General features: G+C 73.5%; 25 protein-coding genes. 11 read left to right on the forward strand and 14 right to left on the reverse strand.

The features are described from left to right. Positions 1 to 73: 73 nt before the first annotated feature. A complete protein-coding gene (locus NMK34_RS25735) occupies positions 74 to 247 on the reverse strand; it encodes a hypothetical protein (RefSeq protein WP_318335551.1) in 174 nt (57 codons plus the stop codon). Positions 248 to 428: 181 nt separating this feature from the next. Between NMK34_RS25735 and NMK34_RS25740 the strand changes: the two genes are divergently transcribed. From NMK34_RS25740 to NMK34_RS25750, 3 genes are read left to right on the forward strand one after another with little or no spacing between them, the layout of a single operon-like run. Continuing rightward, complete coding sequence (locus NMK34_RS25740) at positions 429 to 1,418, forward strand: chlorophyllase/cutinase-like alpha/beta fold protein (RefSeq protein ID WP_318335552.1); 990 nt, start codon at positions 429 to 431, stop codon at positions 1,416 to 1,418. Between the two features lie 39 nt (positions 1,419 to 1,457). Next, positions 1,458 to 2,123: a nucleotidyltransferase domain-containing protein gene (locus NMK34_RS25745; protein ID WP_318335553.1), complete on the forward strand. Its 666-nt coding sequence runs from the start codon at positions 1,458 to 1,460 to the stop codon at positions 2,121 to 2,123. A 40-nt stretch (positions 2,124 to 2,163) separates the two neighbouring features. Then, positions 2,164 to 3,129: a chlorophyllase/cutinase-like alpha/beta fold protein gene (locus tag NMK34_RS25750; protein ID WP_318335554.1), complete on the forward strand. Its 966-nt coding sequence runs from the start codon at positions 2,164 to 2,166 to the stop codon at positions 3,127 to 3,129. A gap of 80 nt (positions 3,130 to 3,209) precedes the next feature. Here NMK34_RS25750 and NMK34_RS25755 read toward each other — a convergent pair whose 3' ends face one another. The 3 genes from NMK34_RS25755 to NMK34_RS25765 form a co-directional block, all read right to left on the reverse strand. Then, positions 3,210 to 4,172, reverse strand: coding sequence for a zinc-binding dehydrogenase (locus NMK34_RS25755; RefSeq protein ID WP_318335555.1), 963 nt, complete (start codon positions 4,170 to 4,172; stop codon positions 3,210 to 3,212). A 76-nt stretch (positions 4,173 to 4,248) separates the two neighbouring features. Then, entirely contained in the window at positions 4,249 to 5,424 is a 1,176-nt protein-coding gene (locus NMK34_RS25760) for an NADP-dependent malic enzyme (protein ID WP_318335556.1), read from the reverse strand. A 157-nt stretch (positions 5,425 to 5,581) separates the two neighbouring features. Next, entirely contained in the window at positions 5,582 to 5,920 is a 339-nt protein-coding gene (locus NMK34_RS25765; RefSeq protein ID WP_318335557.1) for a S26 family signal peptidase, read from the reverse strand. 78 nt (positions 5,921 to 5,998) lie between these two features. Between NMK34_RS25765 and sodN the strand changes: the two genes are divergently transcribed. Genes sodN through NMK34_RS25780 form a run of 3 tightly spaced genes read left to right on the forward strand, consistent with a single transcriptional unit; the run spans position 5,999 to position 7,364 of the window. Continuing rightward, positions 5,999 to 6,403: a superoxide dismutase, Ni gene (gene sodN, locus NMK34_RS25770; RefSeq protein ID WP_013288353.1), complete on the forward strand. Its 405-nt coding sequence runs from the start codon at positions 5,999 to 6,001 to the stop codon at positions 6,401 to 6,403. After that, positions 6,400 to 6,924, forward strand: a complete 525-nt coding sequence (locus tag NMK34_RS25775) for a GNAT family N-acetyltransferase (RefSeq protein ID WP_318335558.1) — start codon at positions 6,400 to 6,402, stop codon at positions 6,922 to 6,924. Before sodN ends, NMK34_RS25775 begins: the two co-directional genes overlap by 4 nt. 32 nt (positions 6,925 to 6,956) lie before the next feature. Beyond that, the gene (locus NMK34_RS25780; protein WP_013475278.1) at positions 6,957 to 7,364 is read left to right on the forward strand and encodes an ATP-binding protein; all 408 of its coding nucleotides are present in this window, start codon (positions 6,957 to 6,959) and stop codon (positions 7,362 to 7,364) included. 29 nt (positions 7,365 to 7,393) lie between these two features. Here the strand turns inward: NMK34_RS25780 and NMK34_RS25785 are convergent, their stop codons facing one another. Then, the gene (locus NMK34_RS25785; RefSeq protein WP_318335559.1) at positions 7,394 to 7,795 is read right to left on the reverse strand and encodes a hypothetical protein; all 402 of its coding nucleotides are present in this window, start codon (positions 7,793 to 7,795) and stop codon (positions 7,394 to 7,396) included. Between the two features lie 43 nt (positions 7,796 to 7,838). Between NMK34_RS25785 and NMK34_RS25790 the strand changes: the two genes are divergently transcribed. Both NMK34_RS25790 and NMK34_RS25795 read left to right on the forward strand, forming a co-directional pair. Then, complete coding sequence (locus NMK34_RS25790; protein ID WP_135241886.1) at positions 7,839 to 8,789, forward strand: diacylglycerol/lipid kinase family protein; 951 nt, start codon at positions 7,839 to 7,841, stop codon at positions 8,787 to 8,789. Between the two features lie 448 nt (positions 8,790 to 9,237). After that, entirely contained in the window at positions 9,238 to 9,495 is a 258-nt protein-coding gene (locus tag NMK34_RS25795; protein ID WP_013288358.1) for a WhiB family transcriptional regulator, read from the forward strand. A gap of 63 nt (positions 9,496 to 9,558) precedes the next feature. On the opposite strand, the gene NMK34_RS25800 is transcribed toward NMK34_RS25795, so the two are convergent. The 4 genes from NMK34_RS25800 to NMK34_RS25815 form a co-directional block, all read right to left on the reverse strand. Next, positions 9,559 to 10,308 (reverse strand): sirohydrochlorin chelatase, encoded by a 750-nt coding sequence (locus NMK34_RS25800; protein ID WP_318335560.1) that lies wholly within the window; start codon positions 10,306 to 10,308, stop codon positions 9,559 to 9,561. Beyond that, positions 10,290 to 11,039: a phosphoadenylyl-sulfate reductase gene (locus NMK34_RS25805; RefSeq protein ID WP_318335561.1), complete on the reverse strand. Its 750-nt coding sequence runs from the start codon at positions 11,037 to 11,039 to the stop codon at positions 10,290 to 10,292. The genes NMK34_RS25800 and NMK34_RS25805 overlap by 19 nt, the downstream gene beginning before the upstream one ends. Then, a complete protein-coding gene (locus NMK34_RS25810; RefSeq protein WP_013288361.1) occupies positions 11,036 to 11,194 on the reverse strand; it encodes a hypothetical protein in 159 nt (52 codons plus the stop codon). Before NMK34_RS25810 ends, NMK34_RS25805 begins: the two co-directional genes overlap by 4 nt. Positions 11,195 to 11,270: 76 nt before the next feature. Further along, positions 11,271 to 12,980: a nitrite/sulfite reductase gene (locus tag NMK34_RS25815; RefSeq protein WP_318335562.1), complete on the reverse strand. Its 1,710-nt coding sequence runs from the start codon at positions 12,978 to 12,980 to the stop codon at positions 11,271 to 11,273. A 563-nt stretch (positions 12,981 to 13,543) separates the two neighbouring features. Between NMK34_RS25815 and NMK34_RS25820 the strand changes: the two genes are divergently transcribed. Further along, positions 13,544 to 15,415, forward strand: coding sequence for a glycosyltransferase family 39 protein (locus tag NMK34_RS25820; RefSeq protein ID WP_318335563.1), 1,872 nt, complete (start codon positions 13,544 to 13,546; stop codon positions 15,413 to 15,415). Here the strand turns inward: NMK34_RS25820 and NMK34_RS25825 are convergent. After that, complete coding sequence (locus NMK34_RS25825) at positions 15,390 to 16,982, reverse strand: histidine kinase N-terminal domain-containing protein (protein ID WP_318335564.1); 1,593 nt, start codon at positions 16,980 to 16,982, stop codon at positions 15,390 to 15,392. The genes NMK34_RS25820 and NMK34_RS25825 overlap by 26 nt on opposite strands. A 25-nt stretch (positions 16,983 to 17,007) precedes the next feature. Then, complete coding sequence (locus tag NMK34_RS25830) at positions 17,008 to 18,036, reverse strand: SIS domain-containing protein (protein WP_318336425.1); 1,029 nt, start codon at positions 18,034 to 18,036, stop codon at positions 17,008 to 17,010. Positions 18,037 to 18,222: 186 nt separating this feature from the next. Here NMK34_RS25830 and NMK34_RS25835 point away from each other — a divergent pair, with 186 nt between their 5' ends. Then, the gene (locus NMK34_RS25835; protein WP_318335565.1) at positions 18,223 to 19,824 is read left to right on the forward strand and encodes a tetratricopeptide repeat protein; all 1,602 of its coding nucleotides are present in this window, start codon (positions 18,223 to 18,225) and stop codon (positions 19,822 to 19,824) included. Positions 19,825 to 19,886: 62 nt separating this feature from the next. Here NMK34_RS25835 and NMK34_RS25840 read toward each other — a convergent pair whose 3' ends face one another. Further along, positions 19,887 to 21,476 carry an MDR family MFS transporter gene (locus NMK34_RS25840; RefSeq protein WP_318335566.1) on the reverse strand — a complete coding sequence of 530 codons (1,590 nt, stop codon included), beginning with the start codon at positions 21,474 to 21,476 and terminating at the stop codon, positions 19,887 to 19,889. Between the two features lie 119 nt (positions 21,477 to 21,595). On the opposite strand from NMK34_RS25840, the gene NMK34_RS25845 reads away from it, so the two are divergent. Further along, the gene (locus NMK34_RS25845; protein WP_318335567.1) at positions 21,596 to 22,180 is read left to right on the forward strand and encodes a helix-turn-helix domain-containing protein; all 585 of its coding nucleotides are present in this window, start codon (positions 21,596 to 21,598) and stop codon (positions 22,178 to 22,180) included. 6 nt (positions 22,181 to 22,186) lie between these two features. On the opposite strand, the gene NMK34_RS25850 is transcribed toward NMK34_RS25845, so the two are convergent. Together NMK34_RS25850 and NMK34_RS25855 are read right to left on the reverse strand one after the other, a co-directional pair. Continuing rightward, positions 22,187 to 22,699, reverse strand: coding sequence for a GNAT family N-acetyltransferase (locus NMK34_RS25850; RefSeq protein ID WP_318335568.1), 513 nt, complete (start codon positions 22,697 to 22,699; stop codon positions 22,187 to 22,189). After that, the gene (locus NMK34_RS25855; protein WP_135241895.1) at positions 22,696 to 22,911 is read right to left on the reverse strand and encodes a biotin/lipoyl-binding carrier protein; all 216 of its coding nucleotides are present in this window, start codon (positions 22,909 to 22,911) and stop codon (positions 22,696 to 22,698) included. Before NMK34_RS25855 ends, NMK34_RS25850 begins: the two co-directional genes overlap by 4 nt.

Consider the following 22,911-nt stretch of genomic DNA (forward strand, 5'->3'; position numbering starts at 1 on the left):
GCCCGGTCTTCCGCCCGGCCCTCCGTGCGCCGGGCGCGGTCGGGCCTGGCCCGGTCAGCGCCGGACCGCCCGGTCAGCCCAGGGCGATCCAGGCGACCAGGGCGACCACCACGACGGCGGCGACTGCCACACCGGCGATCAGCGGCAGGCGGGACGGCGCCGCCGCCGACGCGGCCGGCTCGGGAGAATCGACGAATGCGCGGAACTGCGCGGTGTTGCCACTCGGGTCGGTGTAGTTCTCAGCCATGCGGCTGACCCTAGCGAAGCCCACCGGACCGGTCCGCCCCGCCGGGCCGCCACCTGCGGATCCGGTCGGCGGGATCGGGCAAACCCGGCCACCCGGTGGAGGCGGGAGCCGCCCGGGTGGCGGCGCCGACCGGCCCGGACGGCGGGCGCGGACCGACCGCTCGGCTGCCTACCGTGCAGGTGTGAGGGGGCAGCGGCTGGTCGCCGCGCTGATGACGGCGCTGCTGGCCGGTTGCGGCCCGGCCGTGGCCACGTCCGGCCCGGTCCCGGCAGGCGTCGGACCGGCGCCGGAACGCTCGTACGCGGTGGGGATGCGGCAGTTCACGCTCGACCCGGACGGCAGGCGCCCACTGCCGGTCACCGTCTGGTACCCGGCGCAACCGTCTCCCCCACCGCCGCACACGGCCGGGTCTCTTTCGGATGGCCCCGCGACACCGGCGAGCCCCGGTCCGGCGCGCGGACCGCGCGTCCGGCCGGGAGCCCCGTTCGCCGCCGGACGGTTCCCGGTGGTCCTCTACAGCCACGGACTACGCAGCCTGCCCGCCCTGCACGCGGCGCTGACCAGCCGCTGGGCCGCCGCCGGGTTCGTGGTCGTCGCGCCCGCCTATCCGCGGACGAACCAGCGCGCCCGCCCGTTCACCCGCGAGGACGTCCGCAACCAGCCCGCCGACGCCTGGCGACTGATCCGCCACCTCGTCCGGCTGGGCGCCCGCCCCGGGGATCCGCTCGGGGCGCACCTGGCGGTGGACCGCTTCGCCGCCGCCGGGCACTCGGCCGGCGGGCACACCACGCTCGGCATGTTCGCCTCCGGGCAGTCGTCCCCGCTGCGCGCCGGGATCGTGATCGCCGGTGGCCGCATGGTCGCCGGCCCCTCCCGGCCGCTCGCGCCGATGCTGTTCGTGCACGGGAGCGCCGACCGGATCGTGCCGGAGTCGATCGGCCGGGCCGCGTACGCCCGCTGTCTCGGACCGGCCGCCTTCCTGAGCCTCACCGGCCAGGGCCACGGCGAATACCTGACGCCGGGACGACCCGGCTTCCCCCAGGTGCTCGACACCACCACCGACTTCCTGCGCTGGACGCTCTACGCCGACCGCGCCGCCCTGCACCGCCTCCCCTCCGACGCGACCGCGCCGGACACCACCACCTTCACCACCCGCGCCCTCCCCACCTGACGCGTCCTACCTCCCCCTCCCCCCTTTGTCCCGTCGATCATGAAGTTGACGGCGTCCGCTGTCCGGTTTGTCGCCGCCAACTTCATGATCGACGGGGTCTGGGCGGGCGGTGAGGGCCTCGGCGGGCGGCGTGGTCTGGGTGGGGTGGGTAGCGTGCGCGGGGTGGACGGGGTGGACGAGGTGGCGGGCCGGCAACTGGGGGCGATCCGGGAAGTGGTCGACGTGGCCGGCGCCTGCGGGATCGACGTGTGGCTGCGTGGCGGCTGGGCGATGGACTTCCACCTCGGCGAGGTGACCCGCCCGCACGTCGACGTCGACTGGTACTGCTGGCGGCGCGACGCCGCGACGCTGGCCGACCGGCTCGGCGCGCTCGGCTGGCGGCCCGACCCCCGGATGCCCGCCGCGACACAGCTCGACCTGCTGCGCGACGACGTCGAGCTGAGCTTCGCGTACCTCGACCGGGACGCGGACGGCCGGGTGGTCGTCGGTGCCGGACCGTGGGCGGGCACGGCCCTGCCGGAGGGCATGCTGGCCGGGCCGTCCGGCCGGATCGGCACGCTCGCGGCACCCGTGATCAGCGTCGCCGCGCAGATCGAGTTCAAGGAGATGTTCCCGGTCTGGATGCCGGAACGCCCGCGCCGGCCCAAGGACGCCGCCGACCTGGCCCGTCTCCGGGCGTCAGCGGGTGGTCACCCGGCGCGCTGACCGGGCCTGGCCGCCTCGATCGCGAGGCACAATCGAGTTCATGCGCCGTCGTCCCGTCGCCCTGCTCACCGCCGCCGTGCTCGGCGCCGCCCTCGCCGGCTGCTCGCAGCAGCCCACCGCCCCGGCCGGGCAGCCCGCTCCCGACGCTCCACCGACAAGTGCCGCGCCGACTCCGCGCGTACCCGCCGGCAAGGCACCCACGGAGAGCTTCGCGGTCGGCGTACGCCAGGTGAAGCTGAACCGCGACGGCGACCGGCCGTTGCCGGTGACGCTCTGGTACCCGGCGGCGGGCGCGGCCGGTGGCGCGGCCGAGCGGTCCGCCCCGGCGGCGGACGGGCGGTTCCCCGTGGTGCTGTTCAGCCACGGGCTCAGTGCCCGGCCGGAGGACTACCAGGCGCTGCTGACCCGCTGGGCGGCGGCCGGGTTCGTGGTCGCCGCGCCGCGTTTCCCGCACACCTCCCAGGGCACCGACGGCAACCCGCTGGACGTGCTCAACCAGCCGGCCGACGTGTCGTACGTGCTGACCCGGGTGCTCGCGCTCGGTGAGAAGGCGGGCGATCCGCTGCGCGGCCGGCTGGACCCGGAGCGGGTGGCCGCGACCGGGCACAGCGCCGGTGGCGTGACCACGATCGGGCTGTTCACCGCGGGCCGGGACGAGCGGCTGGACGCGGGCATCGTCTTCGCCGGCACCGCGCTGGGTGTGGGTACCGCGTTCGCCGGTGCCGCCGCGCCGCAGTTGTTCGTGCACGGCGAGGCCGACGAGGTGGTGTCGTACGCGGCGGGCAAGGCCGTGTACGACGCGGTGCCGTGGCCGAAGGCGATGCTCAGCCTGCCCAAGGGCGACCACGGGCGGGCGCTGCTCGGCGACGGCAAGGCGCTGGGCGTGGTCGCCGACACCACAGTCGAGTTCCTCCGCTGGACGCTCTACGGCGATCCGGCGGCGAAGAAGCGCCTCCCCGCCGACGCGGCCCGCGGCGGCCTGGCCACCCTCGACGACCACCTGTAAGGAAGGGCCCCTTCTTAACGTCTCCGGTAGAGAAGGGGCCCCTTCTTAACAAGCCATCGGCGCGGCGCGCGCCGCCCGCGTCAGGCGGTGTGGTCGACGACCACCTTGCCGAAGACGTCGCCGGAGTGCAGCCGGGCGAACGCCTCGGAGATCTCGCTGAACGGCACCACCCGGTCGACTACCGGGCGTACCTCGTGCTCGGCGCAGAACGCGAGCAGCTCGGTCAGCTCGTCCGGGGTGCCCATCGACGTGCCGAGAATCTCCAGCTGCATGGCGAAGACCCGGCGCAGGTTGATCTTCGGCTCGTGCCCGGAGGTCGCGCCGGAGACCACGATCCGGGCCGTCGGGGCGGCCGACTTCAGCGAGTGGTCGAAGGTGGCCGCGCCGACCGTCTCGATCACCACGTCGACCCGTTCCGGCAGCCGCGCGCCGGGTTCCAGCGCGGTCGCGCCCAGCTCGGCGATCCGCTCCCGCTTGCCGGCGTCGCGGCTGGTCGCGTACACCCGTTTGCCGAGCGCGACGCCGAGTGCGACGGCCGCGGTGGCCACGCCACCGCCGGCGCCCTGGACCAGCACCGACTCGCCGTCGGCGACCCGGCCCTTGGTGGTCAGCATCCGCCACGCGGTGAGCCAGGCCGTGGGCAGGCACGCCGCGTCGGTCGCCGACAGGCCGTCGGGCAGCGGCAGCAGGTTCATCCGGGGTACGGCGACACGCTCGGCGAACGTGCCCTGGTAGTGCTCGGAGAGGATGGAGACCCCGCGCGGGTCCCCGGGGGTGGGCACGACCGGGTAGATGACCACCTCGTTGCCGTCCGGGTCGGTGCCGACCGCGTCGCAGCCGAGGATCATCGGGAGCTGGCCGGCGGTCAGGCCCACGCCGCGCAGCGACCAGAGGTCGTGGTGGTTGAGCGAGCTGGCCCGGACCTGCACGGTGACCCAGTCGTCCTGCGGGTGGGTCGGCTCGGGACGGTCGCCGACGGCGAGCGCGGCGAGCGGGTTGTCGGCGTCGAAGGCCGAGGCATAGGCAGCACGCATGATCGGCACGGTAACAAGCTGAGCAGCAGTTAAGAAGGGGCCCTTCCTCTACCGGAGGCGTTAGGAAGGGCCCCTTCCTTACATCTCAGCGGCGGGCGACGCCGTCGCGGCGGGCGGCTTCGGCGACCGCCTCGGCCACCGCCGGCGCGACGCGCGGGTCCAGCGGAGAAGGCACGATCGCGTCGGCGGTGAGCGACTCGGCGACCACGCCGGCGATGGCGTCGGCGGCGGCCACCTTCATCGAGTCGGTGATCCGGGTGGCCCCGGCGTCCAGCGCGCCCCGGAACACACCGGGGAACGCGAGCACGTTGTTGATCTGGTTCGGGTAGTCGCTGCGCCCGGTGGCGACCACCGCCACGTGCCGGGCGGCCACCTCGGGGTGCACCTCCGGGGTGGGGTTGGCGAGCGCGAACACGATGCCGCCGGGGGCCATGCCGGCCACCGCCGCCTCCGGGATCTGGCCGCCGGAGACGCCCACGAGCACGTCCGCGTCGCGCAGCGCCTCGGTGATGTCGCCCTGCCGGCCCTCGGCGTTGGTGAGCTCGGCCAGCTCGGCCTTGGTGCCGGTCAGCTCGCGGTGCCGCCCGATGATGCCGCGCGAGTCGCACACCACCACGCGGTCCGGGTCGACGCCACCGGCGATCAGCATTTTGGTGACCGCCACCCCGGCCGCGCCCGCGCCGCTGACCGCCACCCGCAGGTCGCCGAGCTTGCGGTTGAGCAGCGCCGCGGCGTTGCGCAGCGCGGCGAGCACCACGATCGCGGTGCCGTGCTGGTCGTCGTGGAAGACCGGGATGTCCAGCGCCTCGTCGAGCCGGCGCTCCACCTCGAAGCAGCGCGGGGCGCTGATGTCCTCCAGGTTGATCCCGCCGAACGAGGGCGCGAGCGCCTTGACCGTAGCAACGATCTCGTCCACGTCCTGGGTGTCCAGGCAGACCGGCACCGCGTCCACGCCCGCGAACTGCTTGAACAGGACCGCCTTGCCCTCCATCACCGGGAGCGCGGCGCGCGGGCCGATGTTGCCCAGACCGAGTACGGCGGAACCGTCGGTGACCACGGCGACGGTGTGCGACACCCAGGTGTAGGTGTCGGCGAGCGCGGGGTCGGCGGCGATCGCCTCACACACCCGGGCAACCCCCGGGGTGTACGCGAGGGAGAGGTCCTCGCGGCTGGTCAGCGGCACGGTGGAGGCGACTGCCATCTTGCCGCCGACGTGCAGGCGGAAGACGGGATCGGCGGGGTCCGGGGTGGACGAAGACATGGTGACTCCAGGATCTGTCGAGCAGACGGACCGGCCGGCGTGGTCAGCGGTGGTCAGCGACCGGCGGCGCGGCGGTGCGGGGGTCACCCGGGCACTTTTCGAGCATAGTCACGCACCGGCGCCCAGTATGTGAGCGGGGTCATATCCGATACGGCTCCTACCGGCGCTTGACCCGTCCTGGACGGGGCCACCAGCGGGCCACCACCCGGCCGCGGACGTCGGCCACCCCGTACGCCCGGGAGTCGTCGGCGACGAACTCGTTGTCGCCGCGCAACCACCATCCACCGTCGCGCGGTTCCACGGCGCGCTTGACGACGAGCAGGTCGGGACGGCTGCGGAACACCGCGACGACGACGTCGCCGGGGCGTACCGGCCGGCCTTTCGTGCGGACCAGCACCGCGTCGCCGTGACGCAGCGTCGGGGCCATGGACGGGCCGGTCACCAGCACCGGCACCAGCGGGCCGCGCAGGGCCGGAGGTTCACCGGTGGGCGCCATGTCACCTCCCAGCCCCGGAGGGCGTCTCCAGGAGTAATGTCGTCTTGGATCATCGCAAACAACCCATGGAGGACCCTGATGCGCCTTCCCCGCATCCTCACGCCCCGGGTGACGGCCAGCGCTCACTGCGACCTGCCCTGCGGCGTATACGACCCGGCCCAGGCCCGGATCGAGGCCGAGTCGGTCAAAATGATCTGCGAGAAGTACCAGGCCAACACCGACCCGGAGTTCCGCACCCGCGCCATCCTGATCAAGGAGCAGCGGGCCGAGCTGGTCAAGCACCACCTGTGGGTGCTCTGGACCGACTACTTCAAGGCGCCGCACTTCGAGAAGTACCCGCACCTGCACCAGCTGTTCAACGAGGCCACCAAGCTGGCCGGTGCGGCCGGCGCCAAGGGCGGCACCGACCCGGCCAAGGCCGACGAGCTGCTGGCGAAGATCGACGAGATCTCGAAGATCTTCTGGGAGACCAAGCAGGCGTGACGTCGCCCGACGGCACTCCGACGATCCGGCCGGTACGTCCCGAGGACGTACCGGCCGTCGTCGCCATGGTGCACGAACTCGCCGAGTACGAGCGCGCGCCCGAGCAGTGCCACCTCACCACGGCACAGCTCGACGCGGCCCTGTTCGGCCCGTCCCCGGCGCTGTACGGCCACGTCGCCGTCGACGCGTCGGACCAACCGGTCGGCTTCGCGCTCTGGTTCCTCAACTTCTCCACCTGGGCCGGCGTGCACGGCATCTACCTGGAGGACCTCTACGTCCGCCCGGACGCCCGGGGCACCGGCGCCGGCCGGATGCTGCTCGCCACGCTGGCCGCGATCTGCGTCGAGCGCGGCTACCAGCGCCTGGAGTGGTGGATGATCCACTGGAACCCGGCGGCCCGCTTCTACGCCGCGATCGGCGCCACGCCGATGGACGAGTGGACGCCGTACCGCCTGGCCGGGCCGGCGTTGCGCGAGCTCGCCACGCACGCGGCGGCCGCGCCCACGCGCCCCGCCCGCTGACCGGGTAGAGTCCCGCACCGGGGGGAGGAGCCGTGACTCAACTGACCGGGCACCCGACGACCGATGACGACGTCGTCCACCTCACCGTGCCCGCCGACGGTGGTTACCTCGGCGTGCTCCGCACCGCCACGGCCGGCCTCGCGGCCCGGCTCCAGTTCGCCCTCGACGAGATCGAGGATCTGCGCATCGCCGTCGACGAGGCGTGCGCCATGCTGCTCGCCATCGCCACCCGCGACGCCGAACTGGAGTGCCGGTTCGCGGTCACCGACGACGCCCTCACCGTCGAGGTGACGGTGCCGACGGTCCGGGGCGCCACGCTGCCGTCCGAGTCGTCGTTCGCCTGGAAGGTGCTGACCGCGCTGACCACCGGGGCGAACGCCCACGCGTCCGGCGGCCGGGCCACCATCTCGCTGCTGACCCGTCGCGCCGGCGTCTACTGACCGACGCGCGGCCACGGGGCCGGCGGCGCTCAGCCGGCCGGCTCGCCGAAACCCAGCGCGCGGTTCGTCGGCCCGCTCACCAGCAGCCCGACCATGCCGATCCCGAGCACGATCAGCGGCACCCCGAGCCAGCCCATGCCGCCCTCGATCATGAACCAGCCGACCGGCAGCAGCATGAGCTGAAGCACGATGGCCGGCGCGCGGGCACCGGCCCGGCGGCGGGACAGCGCACCGCCGAGAGCCCAGAGCGCCACCGCGCCCCCGACCGCGAAGACGGTCACCAGCAGCGCCGAGGTCAGATCCGTCGTGTCGGCGGTGAGGTCGGACCAGATGAGCCACACCGCGATCAGCCCCAGCGCCACCGCCTGGGCACGTAGCAGGAGCACCGCGGCGCGCAGCGTGCCGGGGAGCGGGTCGGAGTCGATCGTCACGGGCGCCACGATACCGGTGGGTAGTCGCGGTACAGTGCCGCCCATGCGGGCCGTCCTGGTGGTCAATCCGAAGGCCACCACCACCAGCGAGCGCAGCCGGGACGTGCTGGTCCGGGCGTTGCGCAGTGAAGTCGACCTGTCGGTGCGGTACACCCGCCGGCGGGGCCACGCCATGGACCTGGCCCGGGAGGCCGCCCAGGAGGGCGTCGACCTGGTGGTCACGCTCGGCGGCGACGGCACCGTCAACGAGGTGGTGAACGGCCTGATGGCGGCGGAGCCGCCGACGTTCCGTACCGGACAGACCTCGGCCGAGCGGCTGCCCGCGCTGGCCACCGTGCCGGGTGGTTCCACGAACGTCTTCGCCCGCGCGCTCGGGCTGCCCCGGGAGTGGCCGGACGGCACCAGCATGATCCTGGAGGGGCTGCGGCTGGGCCGGTCCCGCACGATCGGGCTGGGCCGGGCCGACGACCGCTACTTCACGTTCTGCGCCGGCTTCGGGCTGGACGCGGCGGTCATCCGCCGGGTGGAGCAGGCCCGCAAGAAGGGGCGCGTCTCCACCCCGGCGCTCTACTTCCGCTCCACCGCGGGTCAGTACTTCGTCGGCTCGGACCGCCGTCACCCGTCGATCACGCTGGAGCGCCCGGGTGAGGCGCCCGCGACGGAACTGGCCACCGCGATCATCCAGAACACCGCGCCGTGGACGTATCTGGGCGACCGGGAGATCAACCCGAACCCGGAGGCGTCGTTCGACCTGGGGCTCGACGTGCTCGCGTTGCGGCGGCTGCGGGTCGCCAGTACGGCCCGCACAGCGGTGCAGTTCTTCTCCAAACGGCCGGATCCCCACGGCAAACAGGTGCTGCGGCTGCACGACGTGGCGGAGTTCACGCTGGTCTCGGAGCGCCCGCTGCCGTTCCAGCTGGACGGGGACTACCTCGGCGAGCGGGAGAAAGTCCGATTCACATCCGTACCGGCCGCACTGAGAGTAATCTGCTAGGTCTCGGGTATCCCAGTCGGTTGACGCGGACCCCCCGCCGCGCGGGCGCGGTGGGCCGCCACGCCGAGGAAGGGTGCCGGAAATGTCAGCAACGTCACGCAGACCGTACTACATTGATTATCGACTGTGGCACGCCGGGTAACCAGGGCTCTGGCAAACCCGGACAAATGGGTGGTGAGCCCGCTCACTGTTCGGAGTTTTTCCGAGCGTCACCCTTGACATCGCTGTAGTTCGTGAAAGTATTCACAAGCGAACTCGTGTTGCCGGGACATTGCCTGGATATGCTCGTTCGGTTGAGCTGTTCCAGCAGGTCCGGGCACCCCACAGCCTGCTCACGCTGCGCCGAATTGATGGATGCTGACCGTCACCATTCGGCAATGCGGACGCATATAGAAATAGCAACGAAGCGTTATCTGGCCACCCACTAAGAATGAGGAGTGTTGCCGCCATGGACTGGCGCCACGATTCGGTCTGCCGCGACGAGGACCCGGAGCTGTTCTTCCCGATCGGGACGTCCGGCCCGGCCCTCCTTCAGGTGGAGCAGGCGAAGGCCGTCTGCCGGCGCTGCCCCGTGACCGACCAGTGCCTGCAGTGGGCGCTGGAGTCCGGTCAGGACGCCGGCGTCTGGGGTGGGATGAGCGAAGAGGAGCGTCGCGCGGTGAAGCGCCGCGGCGGCCTCCGGGTGCTGCGCGCTCACTCCGCCTGACCCGTACACGCTGACCGCCCCGGCCGGGATTCCGGCCGGGGCGTTCTGCTGTCCCGGACCGGGTCAGCCCGCCACCGCCGCCACCCGCCGCCGGACCAGGTCGGCCAGTTCCGGCAGGTCGGTCAGGGGATCCGCCACGGCGACCGCGCCCGCCGACCGGGCCGACGCGCGTACCCCGTCGTGGAACCGGCCCGGGGCCAGGAAGTAGGCGGCCACCGCGACCCGGCGGGCGCCCGCCGCGCGCAGTCGCGTCACCGCGCCGCCGACCTCCGGGGGCGCCGCCGAGGCGTACGAGACACGGCAGGGCACTCCGAGCCCGGCGCCGAACGCCGCGGCGACCCGGCCCACCGAGGCCCGCGCCGCCGGATCCCGGGTACCGGCCGCCGCCAGCACCACCGCGTCCAGGCCGTCCGGCCCGTCACCGGTCGCCTCCGCCAGACGGCGGCGCAGCCCGTCCAGCAGCCCGCCGTCCACCCCGCCGCCGGTCGGCCCCAGCACGTCCGTCACCCGTACCTCGATGTCCGCGCCGGCCGCCGCGACCGCCGCCGGGATGTCCACCTTCCGGTGGTACGCGGCGGTCAGCAGCAGCGGCACCAGGACCGCCCGGGAGTGGCCGGCGTCGGCCAGCCCGCGCAGCACCTCGGCCGGCCCGGGATCGGTGTGGTCGAGCCAGCTCGACAGCACCGGACGACCGGGGCAGGTGTCCGCCACGGCCCGGGCCAGCGCCCGGGTCGCCTCCGCCGCACGTGGGTCACGGCTGCCGTGGGCCACCAGCACCACCGGTGGCCCGGCGCTCAGGTGTGCAGGCCGCACTCGGTCTTCTCGAACATCGCCCAGCGCCCGGCGCGCGGGTCCTCCCCCGCCTTCGTCCGCCGCGTGCACGGCCAGCAGCCGATCGAGCCGTAGCCGCGGGCGAACAGCTCGTTCACCGGGATGTCGTACCGGGCCACGTAGGCGTCCACCTCCCGCTGCGTCCACGCCGCGATCGGGTTCACCTTGACCTTGCCGCGCCGCGCGTCGAAGCCCACCACCGGCGTGTTCGCCCGGGTCGGCGACTCGTCCCGGCGCAGCCCGGTGGCCCAGGCGTCGTACCCGGACAGCGCCCGCTCCAGCGGCTCCACCTTGCGCAGCTGGCAGCAGTCGTCCGGGGACCTGTTGAACAGGCGCGGACCGTACTGGCCGTCCTGCTGCCCCACAGTCATCCGTGGCCGGATCGACCGCACCCGCACCGGCATCCGCCGGGCCACCTCGTCGCGGACGCGCAGCGTCTCCGGGAAGTGCAGCCCGGTGTCCAGGAACACCACGTCGACGCCGGGCGCGACCCGGGAGACCAGGTGCGCCACCACGCCGTCGGCCATCGAGCTGGTCACGCAGAAGCGCTCGCCGAACGTCTCCACCGCCCACCGGGCGATCTCGATCGCCGGCGCGTCGGCCAGCTCCCGGCCGGCCTGCTCGGCCAGCGCCCGCAGCTCCTCCGGGTCGCGGCGCGTCGGCTCGGCCGCGCCGATCAGGCCGAGGCCGGCGGCCGAGACGAGGCCGCTCACCGGGTCACCGCCCGGCTCAGCAGGCCGGTGAACTTCACCGCGAAGACCCGCGCGCAGGCGTGGCACTCCCAGGCGCCGTGCCCGGCCTCGTGCGGTCGCAGGTCCTCCTCCCCGCAGTACGGGCAGTAGAGAGGCGCAGATCGGGCGTCGCTCATCGCGCCACCTCGCTTCGCTCGCCGGCACGATGAGGCACGGCCGCACTGAACCGGATGGTTCGCTCGCTTCGCTCGCTCATCGGAGCTCCTCCTCGTCGGCTCTGATCACCCAGTTGGCGAACGTCTCACCCTCGGTCCGGCCGGCCAGGTAACGGCGGGCGAGCCGTTCCACGTACTCCGGAAGCTCCTCGGCGGTGGTCTTCAGACCGCGCAGCTTGCGGCCGAAGCCGGCGGTCTGCCCCTGCGCCATGCCGAGGCCGCCGCCGAGGTGCACCTGGAAGCCCTCGACCTGCCGGCCGTCCGGGCCGACCACGAGCTGGCCCTTGAGCCCGATGTCGGCGACCTGGGTGCGGGCGCAGGCGTTCGGGCAGCCGTTGAGGTGGATGGAGATGTCCGCGTCGAAGTCGCGCAGCCGCTCCTCCAGGCGCGCGACCAGCTCCTCGCCGCGCCGCTTGGTCTCGACGATGGCGAGCTTGCAGAACTCGATGCCGGTGCAGGCCATCGTGCCGCGCCGCCAGGCCGACGGCCGGGCCTCCAGGCCGATCCCGCGCAGCGCCGTGACAAGCGAGTCGGTCCGCTCCGGCGCCACGTCCAGCACGAGCAGCTTCTGGTACGGGGTGAGCCGCACCCGGTCGCTGCCGTGCGCCTCGACCACGTCGGCGAGCTGCGCCAGCTGGGTGCCGGACACCCGGCCCACCACCGGGGCCGCGCCCACGTAGTTCGCGCCGTCACTCTGCCGGTGCACGCCGATGTGGTCGACCGGCTTCGCCGGCAGGTTCGCGGCCGGACCGTCGAGCAGCGTGCGGCCCAGGTACTCCTTCTCCAGCACCTCCCGGAAGCGCTCCACGCCCCAGTCGGCGACCAGGAACTTCAGCCGGGCCCGGTTGCGCAGCCGGCGGTAGCCGTAGTCGCGGAAGATGCCGACCACACCGGCCCACACGTCCGGTACCTCGTTCAGCGGCACCCAGACGCCGAGCCGCTTGGCGAGCATCGGGTTGGTGGAGAGCCCGCCGCCGACCCACACGTCGAACCCGGGCCCGTGCTCCGGGTGCTCCACGCCGAGGAACGCGATGTCGTTCGCCTCGTACGGCGTGTCGACCAGCCAGGAGATCGAGGTCTTGAACTTGCGGGGCAGGTTGGAGAACGCCTTGTCGCCGACGTACCGGCGGACGATCTCGTCGATCGCCGGCGTCGGGTCGAGCACCTCGTCGCGGGCCACCCCGGCGACCGGACTGCCCAGCACGATCCGGGGGCAGTCGCCGCACGCCTCCGTGGTCTGCAGGCCGACCGCCTCCAGCCGGCGCCAGATCTCCGGCATGTCCTCGACCCGGATCCAGTGGTACTGGATGTTCTGCCGGTCGGTGATGTCGGCGGTGTCCCGGGCGAACTCGCGGGAGATGTCCGCGATCACGCGGAGCTGGGCCAGGTTGAGCTGGCCGCCGTCCACCCGGACGCGGAGCATGAAGAACTCGTCCTCCAGCTCGTGCGGCTCCAGCACGGCGGTACGCCCGCCGTCGATGCCGGCCTTGCGCTGGGTGTAGAGGCCCCACCAGCGGAACCGGCCACGCAGGTCCTGCGGGTCGATCGAGGCGAAACCGCGGTGGGCGTAGATGTTCTCGATCCGGTCCCGCACGTTCAGCGGGTCGTCGTCCTTCTTGATCCGCTCGTTGGGGTTGAGCGGCTCACGGTGTCCGAGCGCCCACTGCCCCTCGCCGCGTGGCCGGCGGGGCGCACGGGCGGCAGGCGCCGGGGTGTCGGGACGGGTCGGGGTGCTGCTGACCGCCATCGCGGCGTCCTCCATGGTCTGCTGCGGTGCCTGGAGCGCGGACGCGGCGGCCGGCCCTGGAGAGGGCCGTGGACGGCGATGTCGATGACGGCCGGCGCGAGTACGCGCCCGAGACGGAAGGGTCGGGCGTCGTCAGTGGGCCGGACAGATCGCGCTGCGCACGCGGCCGTAATCGACGTGGCGACGAGCCACGAAGCGGCGGACGACAGCGGCGGTCATGTGCCTCATGCTGCCACACCACGCCCCGCACGACCACAGCTCCACACTGTGATCCCACATCACGGGCCCACCCCCACATCGACCCCCATCCCCACCCCCGCCCCCCAACCCGCCACCCCAGGCCGCAATCTCCTTGGTCAACAAGCTCAACCCCACCCGCCCGCTCCGTTGATCATGAAGTTGGCGGGGACAAAAGGGACAGTGCGTGCGGCCAACTTCATGATCGACCGGGTCCGGGCGTGGGGCCGGGGCGAGGGCCGGGTCGGGGGCCGGTCGGGGGGCCGGGTGGGTGGGAATCGGTGGAGCGGGCGGGCGGGAAGGGCTGGGCGTGTGAGGCTGCGGGGGTGAGGAGGTTCGCGCCCGCGTCCGTCCGCAGCCGGCCGGGTCCGGTGGTGTGGGTGGTACCCGGACTGCTCACGCTCGCGGTGACACTGACCGGCATCGGGCACGCCCAGCCGTGGCGGGATGAGCTGGCGACCTGGAGCGCCGCCACTCGCCCGGTACCGGACCTGGTCCGGATGACCCGCACGATCGACGCCGCGACCGGGCCGTACTACCTGCTCATGCACGGCTGGACCGCGCTGGCCGGCACGTCGCCGACCGCGCTGCGACTGCCCTCCGCGCTCGCGATGGCAGTGGCTGCCGCGCTCACCGCCCGCCTCGGCGCGATGCTCGTCGGCAGTCGCGCCGGACTGCTGGCCGGACTGCTGTTCGCGGTACTGCCGGTCACCTCGCGGTACGGCCAGGAGGCCCGCCCGTACGCCCTCGCCACGCTGTTCGCCGTGCTGGCCACGCTGCTGCTGGTCGAGGCGCTGCGCCGGCCGACCTGGCGACGCTGGGCCGGGTACGCCCTCGCCGTCGCCGCGCTCGCCCTGCTCCACCTGATCGCGCTCACCCTGCTCGCCGCCCACGCCGTGGTGGTGCTGCTGACCGCCGCACGTGGCCCCGCTGCGGTCGTCGATCCGCCCGGCCGGTCCCGAGCCGAGATGCCCGACGCGAGCCGGCCATGCCGCAGACACCCGTGGCGTTCCACTCAGCCACGAGATCGAGCGCCGGTGGAACACCACGGGTGTCACGGCGCCCCGCAGACACCCACGGCGTTCCACCCGGCCACGAGATCGAGCGCCGGTGGAACGCCACGGGTGTCACCGCATCCCGGGAGCAGGGAGCACGGCACGGACGCGCCGGACGCGGAACGGCAGGACGTGACCGGCGAGGCTCGGGAGGCGTCGGCGCCCGGCCGACGGGTGCTGGCCGGGTGGCTGCTGGCGCTGGTGCCGGTCGCCGTGCTCGTCACCCCACTGGCGCTGGTGGCGCGGGGACAGCGTGGACGGCAACTCGACTGGGTGGACCCGGCGCGCCTGCCCGACCTGGCGGCGTTACCGGGCGCGCTGGCGCAGAGCGGTGTCGTCGGCGGGTTCGTGCTCGCGCTCGCGGCGCTCGGCGCGGCCCGGCTGGGTCGCCGGGCGCTGCTGCCGGTCGCCGCCGTGCTGCTGCCGGTGGTGCTGGTCTTCGCCGCCGGGACGACGGTGCCGCTGTGGGTGACCCGCTACCTCGTCTTCACCGTGCCGTTCGCCTGCGTACTTGCCGGCGCCGCGCTGGCTGCCGCGCGGGTCACTCCCGCGCCGGCCCGAACGCCGGGAACAGCGACGCCCGCCGAACCAGAGCGCACGGCGACACCCGCCGCAGCCGGCCGCACTGCCGCGTCCACGGAAGCAGAGCAAGGACCGACGTCGCCGCGCGGACGGGTCGCGGCGGGAATCGCGGTGGTGGTCCTGGCCGGGCTGCTCGGGCTGCCCGATCAGGCGGCCCTGCGCCGTACGCACGAGTGGCCGCGCAGCGCACCGGTCGACTACGCGGGCGCGGCCGGGATCATCCGCGCCGAGCAACAGCCGGGCGACGCGATCGTCTACTCGCCCCGGGACGGGTGGCTGTTCCCGGATCTCGGCATGGCGTACCACCTGCGGTCGAGGCTGCCGCGCGACGTGCTCGTGGTCCGCGACCAGCGTCAGGACGCGAGTCTCTGGGCCGTGGAGTGCGACGACCCGGCGCGGTGCCTGGCCGGGACGGACCGGGTGTGGCTGGTGGTCACCGGCCGCCGCGCCGACCCGCCGGCGGCGGTGCCTGGTGCGAAGGGCGACGCGCTGCGCGCGGGCTACACGGTGCGGCGGGTGTGGCCGCGGCCGGGGATCACGGTGGCCCTGCTCGTCCGGTGAGGCGGTCGGTGGTGCCGCGGGCCAGCGGTACGACGATGGCCGCCTCGGTGCCGCCGTCGGCGCCGTTGCGCAGCTCGATGGTGCCGCGCAGTTCGCCGGTGACCAGCGCCCGGACGATCTGGAGGCCCAGGTTGCCACCGCGTTCGGCATCGAACTGCTCGGGCAGTCCCCGGCCGTTGTCGGTGACGGTGACGTGCAACTGCTTGCGGGCCCGGTGCGCGGTGACCACCACCTCGGGCCGAGTCGCGGTGACCTCGGCCTCGGGCCGGGGCGCGTCCGCGGGCGAGAGGGCACCGTTCTCCTCGTCGGCCGGCGGGAAGCCGTGTTCCACGGCGTTGAGCAGCAGCTCGTTGAGCACCATCACCAGCGAGGTGGCGATCTCGGCGGGCAGGATGCCGAACGTGCCGCGGCGGCGCATGCCCACGCTCACCTCGGTGGCGGCGACCTCGGTGGCGGCGCTGGCGACCCGGTCGACGATGCCGTCGAACTCGACCGCCTCGTCGCTGGACAGGGAGAGCGTCTCGTGGACGAGCGCGATCGAGGCGACCCGGCGTACCGATTCCTCCAGCGCCACCCGCGCCTCGGGCATGGCGACCCGCCGGGCCTGGAGGCGCAGCAGCGCGGCGACGGTCTGGAGGTTGTTCTTCACCCGGTGGTGGATCTCCCGGATGGTGGCGTCCTTGGTGATCAGGGCGCGGTCGCGACGGCGTACCTCGGTGATGTCGCGGACCAGCACCAGCGCGCCGATCGGCACTCCGGCGGGCATCAGCGGCAGCGCCCGGGTGAGCATGGTGGCGCCGCGGGCGTCGATCTCCCGGCGGGGTGGTGCCTCGCCGCGCAGCGCGGCGAGTACGGCGTTGCCCGCGTCGGTGCCTTCGAGCGGGTCGCCGGCGAGCCGGCGGTGCAGTTTGGCCAGGTCCTCGCCGACGAGGTGGGAGGCGTAGCCGAGGCGGCGGTACGCGGACTGCGCGTTCGGGCTGGCGTAGGTGACCTTGCCGTTGGCGTCGAGCCGCACCAGGCCGTCGCCGACCCGGGGCGCCGAGGTGGTCTCGCCGGGGTGCCGGGGCGGCGGGAACGTGCCGTCGGCGATCATCTGGGCGAGGTCGTCGGCGGTGGTCAGGTAGTTCAGTTCGAGCTGGCTCGGGGTGCGCGCGGTGGACAGGTTGGTGTCCCGGCCCACCACGGCGATCACCTCGCCGGCCTCACCGTCGCCGGTGCGCAGCCGGACCGGGATCGCCTCGTGGCGGGCCGGGACGTCGCCGTACCAGACCGGGTCGCCCTCGCGCCAGATCCGTCCCTGCCGGTGGGCCACCTCCAGGTGGGCCACCTCGGCCCCGCCGACGATGCGCCCGACCTGGTCGTCCAGGTAGGCGGTCGGGGCGGTGGTGGGACGGACCTGGGCCACGCAGAGGAACGTGCCGTCACCGTCCACCGGCACCCAGAGCAGCAGGTCGGCGAAGGACAGGTCGGACAGCAGCTGCCAGTCGCCGGCGATCCGGTGCAGGTGGTCGATGTCGGCCGGGCGGAGCGCGGTGTGCTCCTCGGCGAGGTCACGGAGGGTGGACACGCCACACAGCGTGCCACGCCGGACCTCACATCGTCGCCGTGACCTTCTTCAAGCCGCGCGGCGCGTCCGGATCCTCGCCCCGGGCCAGCGCCAGGGACAGCGCGAGCCGTTGCAGCGGCAGGATGTCGAGCAGCGGCGCGTACCGCTCGTCGACCTCGGGCACCGCCATCCGGGTCTCGCCGACCTCGGCGGAGCCGACCACGACCACGTCGGCGCGGCGCTCGCCGAGGCGGGGCAGCACCTCACGCATGGACGTGCCGCCGGGGCCGGAGCCGACCACGGCGAGCACCGGGACGTCCGGGTCGGTCATGGCGAGCGGGCCGTGCAGCAGGTCGGCGCCGGAGAAGGCGAGCGCCGGGAGGTACGAGGTCTCCATCAGCTTCAGCGCCGCCTCCCGCGCGGTCGGGTACGCGTACCCCCGCCCGGTGGTGACGAGTTGGGCGGCGAACCGGTAGCGCGGGGCGAGCCGGGCCGGGGTGTCGTCGGCGAGCGTCTGCGCGGCCAGTTCGGGCAGGCGGCTCAGGGCGGCGTGCTCCTCGGCGGGCAGCACGCCGTCGCCGGCGCGTACCCCCTCGATCAGCATGAGCAGCGCGAGCAGCTCGGCGGTGTAGGTCTTGGTGGCGGCGACCGCGCGTTCGTGGCCGGCGGCGATGTCGACGCTCAGCTCGGCGGTCTCCACCAGCGGCGAGCCGGGGTTGTTGGTGACCGCGAGGGTGAGCGCGCCGGAGGCGCGGGCGACCCGCAGCACCTCGGCCAGGTCGGGTGAGCCGCCGCTCTGGCTGACGCCGACGACGAGCGCGTCGGAGAGGTCGGGCCGGGCGCCGAAGACGGTGATCGCGCTCGGGGAGGCCAGCCCGGCGGGCAGTCCGAGGCGGATCTCGGTCAGGTAGGCCGCGTAGAGCGCGGCGTGGTCGGAGGTGCCCCGGGCGGTGAAGACGACGTGCCGGGGGCGCCGTTGCGCGACGACGGCCGCCACCTCGGCGATGGCCGACGCGTGCTCGGTGGAGAGCAGACGCTCGTAACCGGCCGGCTGCTCGTCGATGTCGGCGGCCATTCCGGCCCCTGCTCGCGTCACTCCAGACCTCCTTCTGCGCGTTTCCCGCGCGTTCGATGCTCAGTCTTGCACGTTTGAGCAGCCTCAATCAACGCAACGAACAGGAGTGCGCAGTGGATCACTAATTGACGGAAGATCCCCTAGGCTTGCCCGGCTGACGACCGACCCGACCGGCGAGAGGACGACGTGCCCGAGGACGACGCCGCGCTCTCCGCGGAGGAGGAACTCGCACTGGCCCGGCTGGCGCTGGGCGAGGGGGACCTGCGGCACGCCGCCGACCACGTGGCCGCCGCGCTGGTCCGCTCCCCCACGCTGCCCGAGGCGCACGAGACGCTCGCCCGGCTGAACGCGGCCAGCGGCGGCGACCTGGACCTCTTCCCGCTCGGTCAGCAGGCGTTCGTCGGCGCCGTGGTGGCCCGCGCGCACCTGCTCGCCGCCGCCGGCCGTCCCGCCGAAGGGCTCGACCTGCTCGCCGCCGCCACCGGCTACGCGCCGACCGCGCCCTGGGCCGCGGTGCCCTGGGTGACCGCCGCCGACCTGCCGGAACGCCTCGACCCCGAGCGCACCGCCCGGATCCTCATGCAGGTCTGCGCGGCGGCGCCGGACCCGGCGCCGCGCCGGCTGCGCGAGCCGCTCGCGCCGTACCTCACGCTGGCCCGCAACGCGATCACCGTCCATCCGGCCCATCCGCTGCTGCTGGGCGCGGCGTCCGCACTGGCCCGGCGTCTCGGCGAGGTCACCCTCGCCGTCACCTGGGCCACCCGGGGGGTACGCGCACAGCCCACCAAACTCGGCGAGGTGTGGCTCGGGTACGCGTACCGCAGCGCCGGCCGGACCGCCGACGCGCTCGCCGCACTGGAACGCGCTGTCGCGCTCGACCCCGACGACCTCGCCGTCTACGCGGACATCGCCGGCACGCTGGCCGACAACGGCCGGCTCGACGCGGCGCTGGGCTGGATCGACAGGGCACTGGCGAAGGACCCCGCGTTCGACTGCGCGGTGCACACCGCGCACCGGCTGCGCTACCTGCGCGACGGCGACGTGGACCACCTGGTGGCGCTCGCCGACTTCGTCCGCGACCACCCGGACGACACACACGAGCACGGTGACCTCGCCGAGTGCTGCCGGGGCCGCCCCTGGCTCGGGCAGGTGACCCCGGCGGGTGACGACGTCCCGCCCCCCGACGGTCCCGCTCCCTCGGCGTCGGCGGTACGGCGGCTCCAGCAGCTCGCGCACCCGGCGTGGGCGCATCCGCCGGCCGCGTACGACGCCGCGGTCGGACTGGCCACACTGGACCTCGCCGATCTGCTCGCCCTGCTGGCACATCCGCCGCAGGCACCGGCGACGGCGCTGGGCCGGGTGCTCGGCGGGCAGGATCCGGCACTGTGGACGCGCTGCGCACAGGTCTGGGCCTGCCTGGGCCTGCTGCACCACCGCACCGACGAGCCGTGGGAGCGGTCGACCCGGCGTCGGGTGCTGGGGGAACTGGCCGCCGGTGATCTCGGACCGGCCGCCGAGGCGGCACTGTTCGCCCTGGTCACCGCCGCCTGGGTGCACCCGGACACGCGCGCCGACGTGGCCGCGCTGGTGTCCGGGCGGATCACCGAGGTCGCGGCCGGGCCGTTCCGGCGTACCCCGGTGGCGGTGTCGCTGGCGTACCTGGCGCGGGCCACCCCGGCCCTCGACCCGGCCGCACGTGCCACCGCCGGCCGGCTGCTCGCCGGCGCCGAGGGCGGTCCGCTGCGGCGTCTCTGGCGACGCCTCACCGCCCTGTTCCGCCGAGGCTGAGCGCGGACGCGACGCGGCCCCGCGTACCCCCGGGGTGGGGGCGCGGGGCCGCTACGGGTGAGTCAGGCGACGGGGGCCCTGCCGAGCGCGGCCTCGGCCTCGTCCTCCGGTGTGGTGCCGGCCGGCGGTACGTCGTTCGTCGCGCGCAGCGGCACCTCCTTGATGAACCAGGCGAGCACCGGTACGGCCACGGTGAAGACGACGGCCCAGAAGAAGACGTGCGAGATGGCGTCGGACAGGCCGCCGAGCACCGCCTCGCGCATCGGGCCGGTGAGCTTCTTGAGCGCCTCCAGGTCCATCGCGCCGCCCTCGCCGCCCGAGCCCGCGAACGCGGCACCGGCGGCCGAGCCGGCGAGGCGGTTGGCGAAGATCGCGCCGAAGAGGGAGACGCCGAACGAGCCGCCGATGGACCGGAAGAAGGTGGCCGCGCCGCTGGCCGCGCCGAGGTCCTTCTGTTCCACGCTGTTCTGCGCGATCAGCATCGAGGTCTGCATGAGGAAGCCCATGCCGACGCCGAGCACGATCATGTAGAGCGAGGACTGCGCCTTGCCGGTGTCCACGTCCAGCAGGCTGAGCAGGCCCATCCCGGCGACCATGACCACGCCGCCGACGATCGGGAAGACGCGGTAGCGGCCGGTCTTGGTGATGGTCCGGCCGACCACGAGCGACACCACGAGCATGCCGAACATCAGCGGGAGCAGCAGCAGGCCGCTGTTCGTGGCCGACGCCCCCTGGACGGTCTGCTGGTAGAGCGGCAGGAAGTTCATCGCGCCGAACATGGCGAAGCCGAGCAGGAACCCGATCACCGAGATCAGCGCGAAGTTGCGGTTGGCGAACAGGCTCAGCGGCAGGATCGGCTCCGGCACGCGCCGCTCCACCACCGCGAACGCGCCGAGCGCGAGCGCCGCCAGCACGGCGAGGCCGAGGATCTGCGGCGAGATCCAGTCGTACTCGTTGCCGCCCCAGGTGGTCACCAGCACGATCGCGGTGATGCCGACGGACAGCAGCGCCGCGCCCAGCCAGTCGATCTTGTGTTCGGTGCGGTACTTCGGCAGGTGCATGGTGGTGGCGAGGACCAGCAGCGCCGCGCCGCCCAGCGGCAGGTTGACGTAGAACGCCCAGCGCCAGGAGAGGTTGTCGGTGATGAAACCGCCGACCAGCGGGCCGGCGACCATCGCGATGGCCATGATGCCGGCGATCATGCCCTGGTAGCGGCCCCGCTCGCGGGGCGGGACCAGGTCACCGATGATCGCCATGACGCCGACCATCAGGCCGCCGGCGCCGAGGCCCTGGACGGCCCGGAACGCGATCAGCTCGGTCATGCCGGTGTCGGCGCCGCCGAAGACGCCGGAGCCGGACATGCCGCAGAGCGCGGAGCCGACCAGGAACACCACCACAGCGGTGAGGAAGACCGTCTTGCGGCCGTACAGGTCGCCGAGCTTGCCCCAGATCGGCGTCGAGACGGTGGTGCCCAGCACGTACGCGGTGACCACCCAGGTGAAGTGGTCGGCGCCGCCGAACTCGAAGACGATCCGCGGCAGCGCGGTGCTGACGATCATGTTGTCGAGCATCGCGAGCATCATCGCGATCATCAGACCGAACAGGACGACCCGGACATTGGGTCTCGTGGTCACCTGGGCTGGTTGACTCATCGGTAGGCTCCCCCGCAGATCGGATGATCGACTTACTTGCCGCCCGGCTAGTTTACTTACTAGCCGGACGGTAAGCTGATGGCGGGCGCACGTCAAGCGGATTGGAAGGATGTCGGCCGGTGAGGGAGACCACAGGTGGCACGCGGGAGCGGATCCAGGCCGTCGCCTTGGAACTCTTCACCGAACAGGGCTACGAGAAGACGTCGCTGCGGGAGATCGCCGAGCGGCTCGGCGTGACCAAGGCGGCGCTCTACTACCACTTCAAGAGCAAGGACGAGATCGTCACCAGCCTGGTCGACGACCGGCTGCGCCGGATGGACGAGCTGATCGCCTGGGCCGCCGACCAGCCGCCCACCCTGGCGACCCGGCGTGCCCTGATCGGCAGGTACGCCGACAGCATGTTCGCCGGCGACCTGCCCCAGGTGATGCGCTTCTTCGAGCAGAACCAGACGGTGCTCAAGAGCCTCGTCGCCGGCCAGCAGATGCGGGACCGGATGATGCGGCTGGCGCACGAGCTGTGCCGGGGCGACGACTCGCCCGCCGCCCAGCTCCGGGCCGCGCTCACGCTGTTCGCGGTGCACAGCAGCTGGTTCGCGGTACGCGCGCCGGGCATCACCGAGGACGAGCGCAAGCGGATCGCGCTCCAGGTGGCCGACGAGCTGCTCGCCAAGATCGGCGAGACCGGCGAGACCGGCCAGGACTGAGCCGGTTCAGCCCGCCGCGGTCAGGGCCAGGCGCAGGCCGCGCAGGTCGATGCCGGGCAGCGGCGTCCAGTCCTTCTCCGGGTACCTGACGAAACCGAGCCGCTCGTAGAGGCGGTGTGCGTTCGCCGCCATCCCGGCGCGGACGCAGATCACCACAGCCGTGCAGCCCAGCTCCGTGGCGCGCGCCACGCAGGCGGTCGCGAGCGCGGCGCCCGCGCCCCGGCCCTGTGCGGCCGGATCCACAGCGAGCATCCGGAACTCGGCCTCGCCCGGGCCGGCCAGTTCGGCGTACGGGGTGCCGGGCAGCACGAACGTCACCGCACCCAGCACCTGGCCGGTGGCGTCGTCGACGGCCACCAGCACCTCGCCGGTCTCGGCGCGGCCGGCCACGTCGGCGAGCACCGGCGCGTACCCGCTCTCGTCCTTGAGCTGGCCGTCCGCCTCGTACGCGGCGACGGTCAGCCGGGCCACGACGGGGAAGTCCGCCGGCTCGGCGCGGCGCACCCGCAGGCCGGTCAACCGATCTCCGCGATCAGGTCGCCGTCCTGCACCACGTCGCCCTCGTTGACGGCGAGCTTCTGCACCACGCCGTCGGACTCGGCGACCACCGGGATCTCCATCTTCATCGACTCCAGGATGACGAGGGTGTCGCCCTCGGACACCGTGTCGCCGGCCGCCACGACGACCTTCCAGACGTTCGCCACCATCTCGGCGCGGATCTCCTCGGCCAT

The sequence above is a fragment of the Micromonospora sp. BRA006-A genome (assembly GCF_033433935.1).
Taxonomy (GTDB): Bacteria; Actinomycetota; Actinomycetes; order Mycobacteriales; family Micromonosporaceae; genus Micromonospora; species Micromonospora aurantiaca.

Excerpts from the sequence above, each read along its gene's own strand:
- NMK34_RS25735 (WP_318335551.1), bottom strand. The coding sequence starts at position 247 with ATGGCTGAGAACTACACCGACCCGAGTGGCAACACCGCGCAGTTCCGC.
- NMK34_RS25745 (WP_318335553.1), top strand. The coding sequence starts at position 1,458 with ATGAAGTTGACGGCGTCCGCTGTCCGGTTTGTCGCCGCCAACTTCATG.
- NMK34_RS25750 (WP_318335554.1), top strand. The coding sequence starts at position 2,164 with ATGCGCCGTCGTCCCGTCGCCCTGCTCACCGCCGCCGTGCTCGGCGCC.
- NMK34_RS25760 (WP_318335556.1), bottom strand. The coding sequence starts at position 5,424 with ATGTCTTCGTCCACCCCGGACCCCGCCGATCCCGTCTTCCGCCTGCAC.
- NMK34_RS25765 (WP_318335557.1), bottom strand. The coding sequence starts at position 5,920 with ATGGCGCCCACCGGTGAACCTCCGGCCCTGCGCGGCCCGCTGGTGCCG.
- sodN (WP_013288353.1), top strand. The coding sequence starts at position 5,999 with ATGCGCCTTCCCCGCATCCTCACGCCCCGGGTGACGGCCAGCGCTCAC.
- NMK34_RS25790 (WP_135241886.1), top strand. The coding sequence starts at position 7,839 with ATGCGGGCCGTCCTGGTGGTCAATCCGAAGGCCACCACCACCAGCGAG.
- NMK34_RS25795 (WP_013288358.1), top strand. The coding sequence starts at position 9,238 with ATGGACTGGCGCCACGATTCGGTCTGCCGCGACGAGGACCCGGAGCTG.
- NMK34_RS25810 (WP_013288361.1), bottom strand. The coding sequence starts at position 11,194 with ATGAGCGACGCCCGATCTGCGCCTCTCTACTGCCCGTACTGCGGGGAG.
- NMK34_RS25815 (WP_318335562.1), bottom strand. The coding sequence starts at position 12,980 with ATGGCGGTCAGCAGCACCCCGACCCGTCCCGACACCCCGGCGCCTGCC.
- NMK34_RS25830 (WP_318336425.1), bottom strand. The coding sequence starts at position 18,036 with ATGGCCGCCGACATCGACGAGCAGCCGGCCGGTTACGAGCGTCTGCTC.
- NMK34_RS25840 (WP_318335566.1), bottom strand. The coding sequence starts at position 21,476 with ATGAGTCAACCAGCCCAGGTGACCACGAGACCCAATGTCCGGGTCGTC.
- NMK34_RS25855 (WP_135241895.1), bottom strand. The coding sequence starts at position 22,911 with ATGGCCGAGGAGATCCGCGCCGAGATGGTGGCGAACGTCTGGAAGGTC.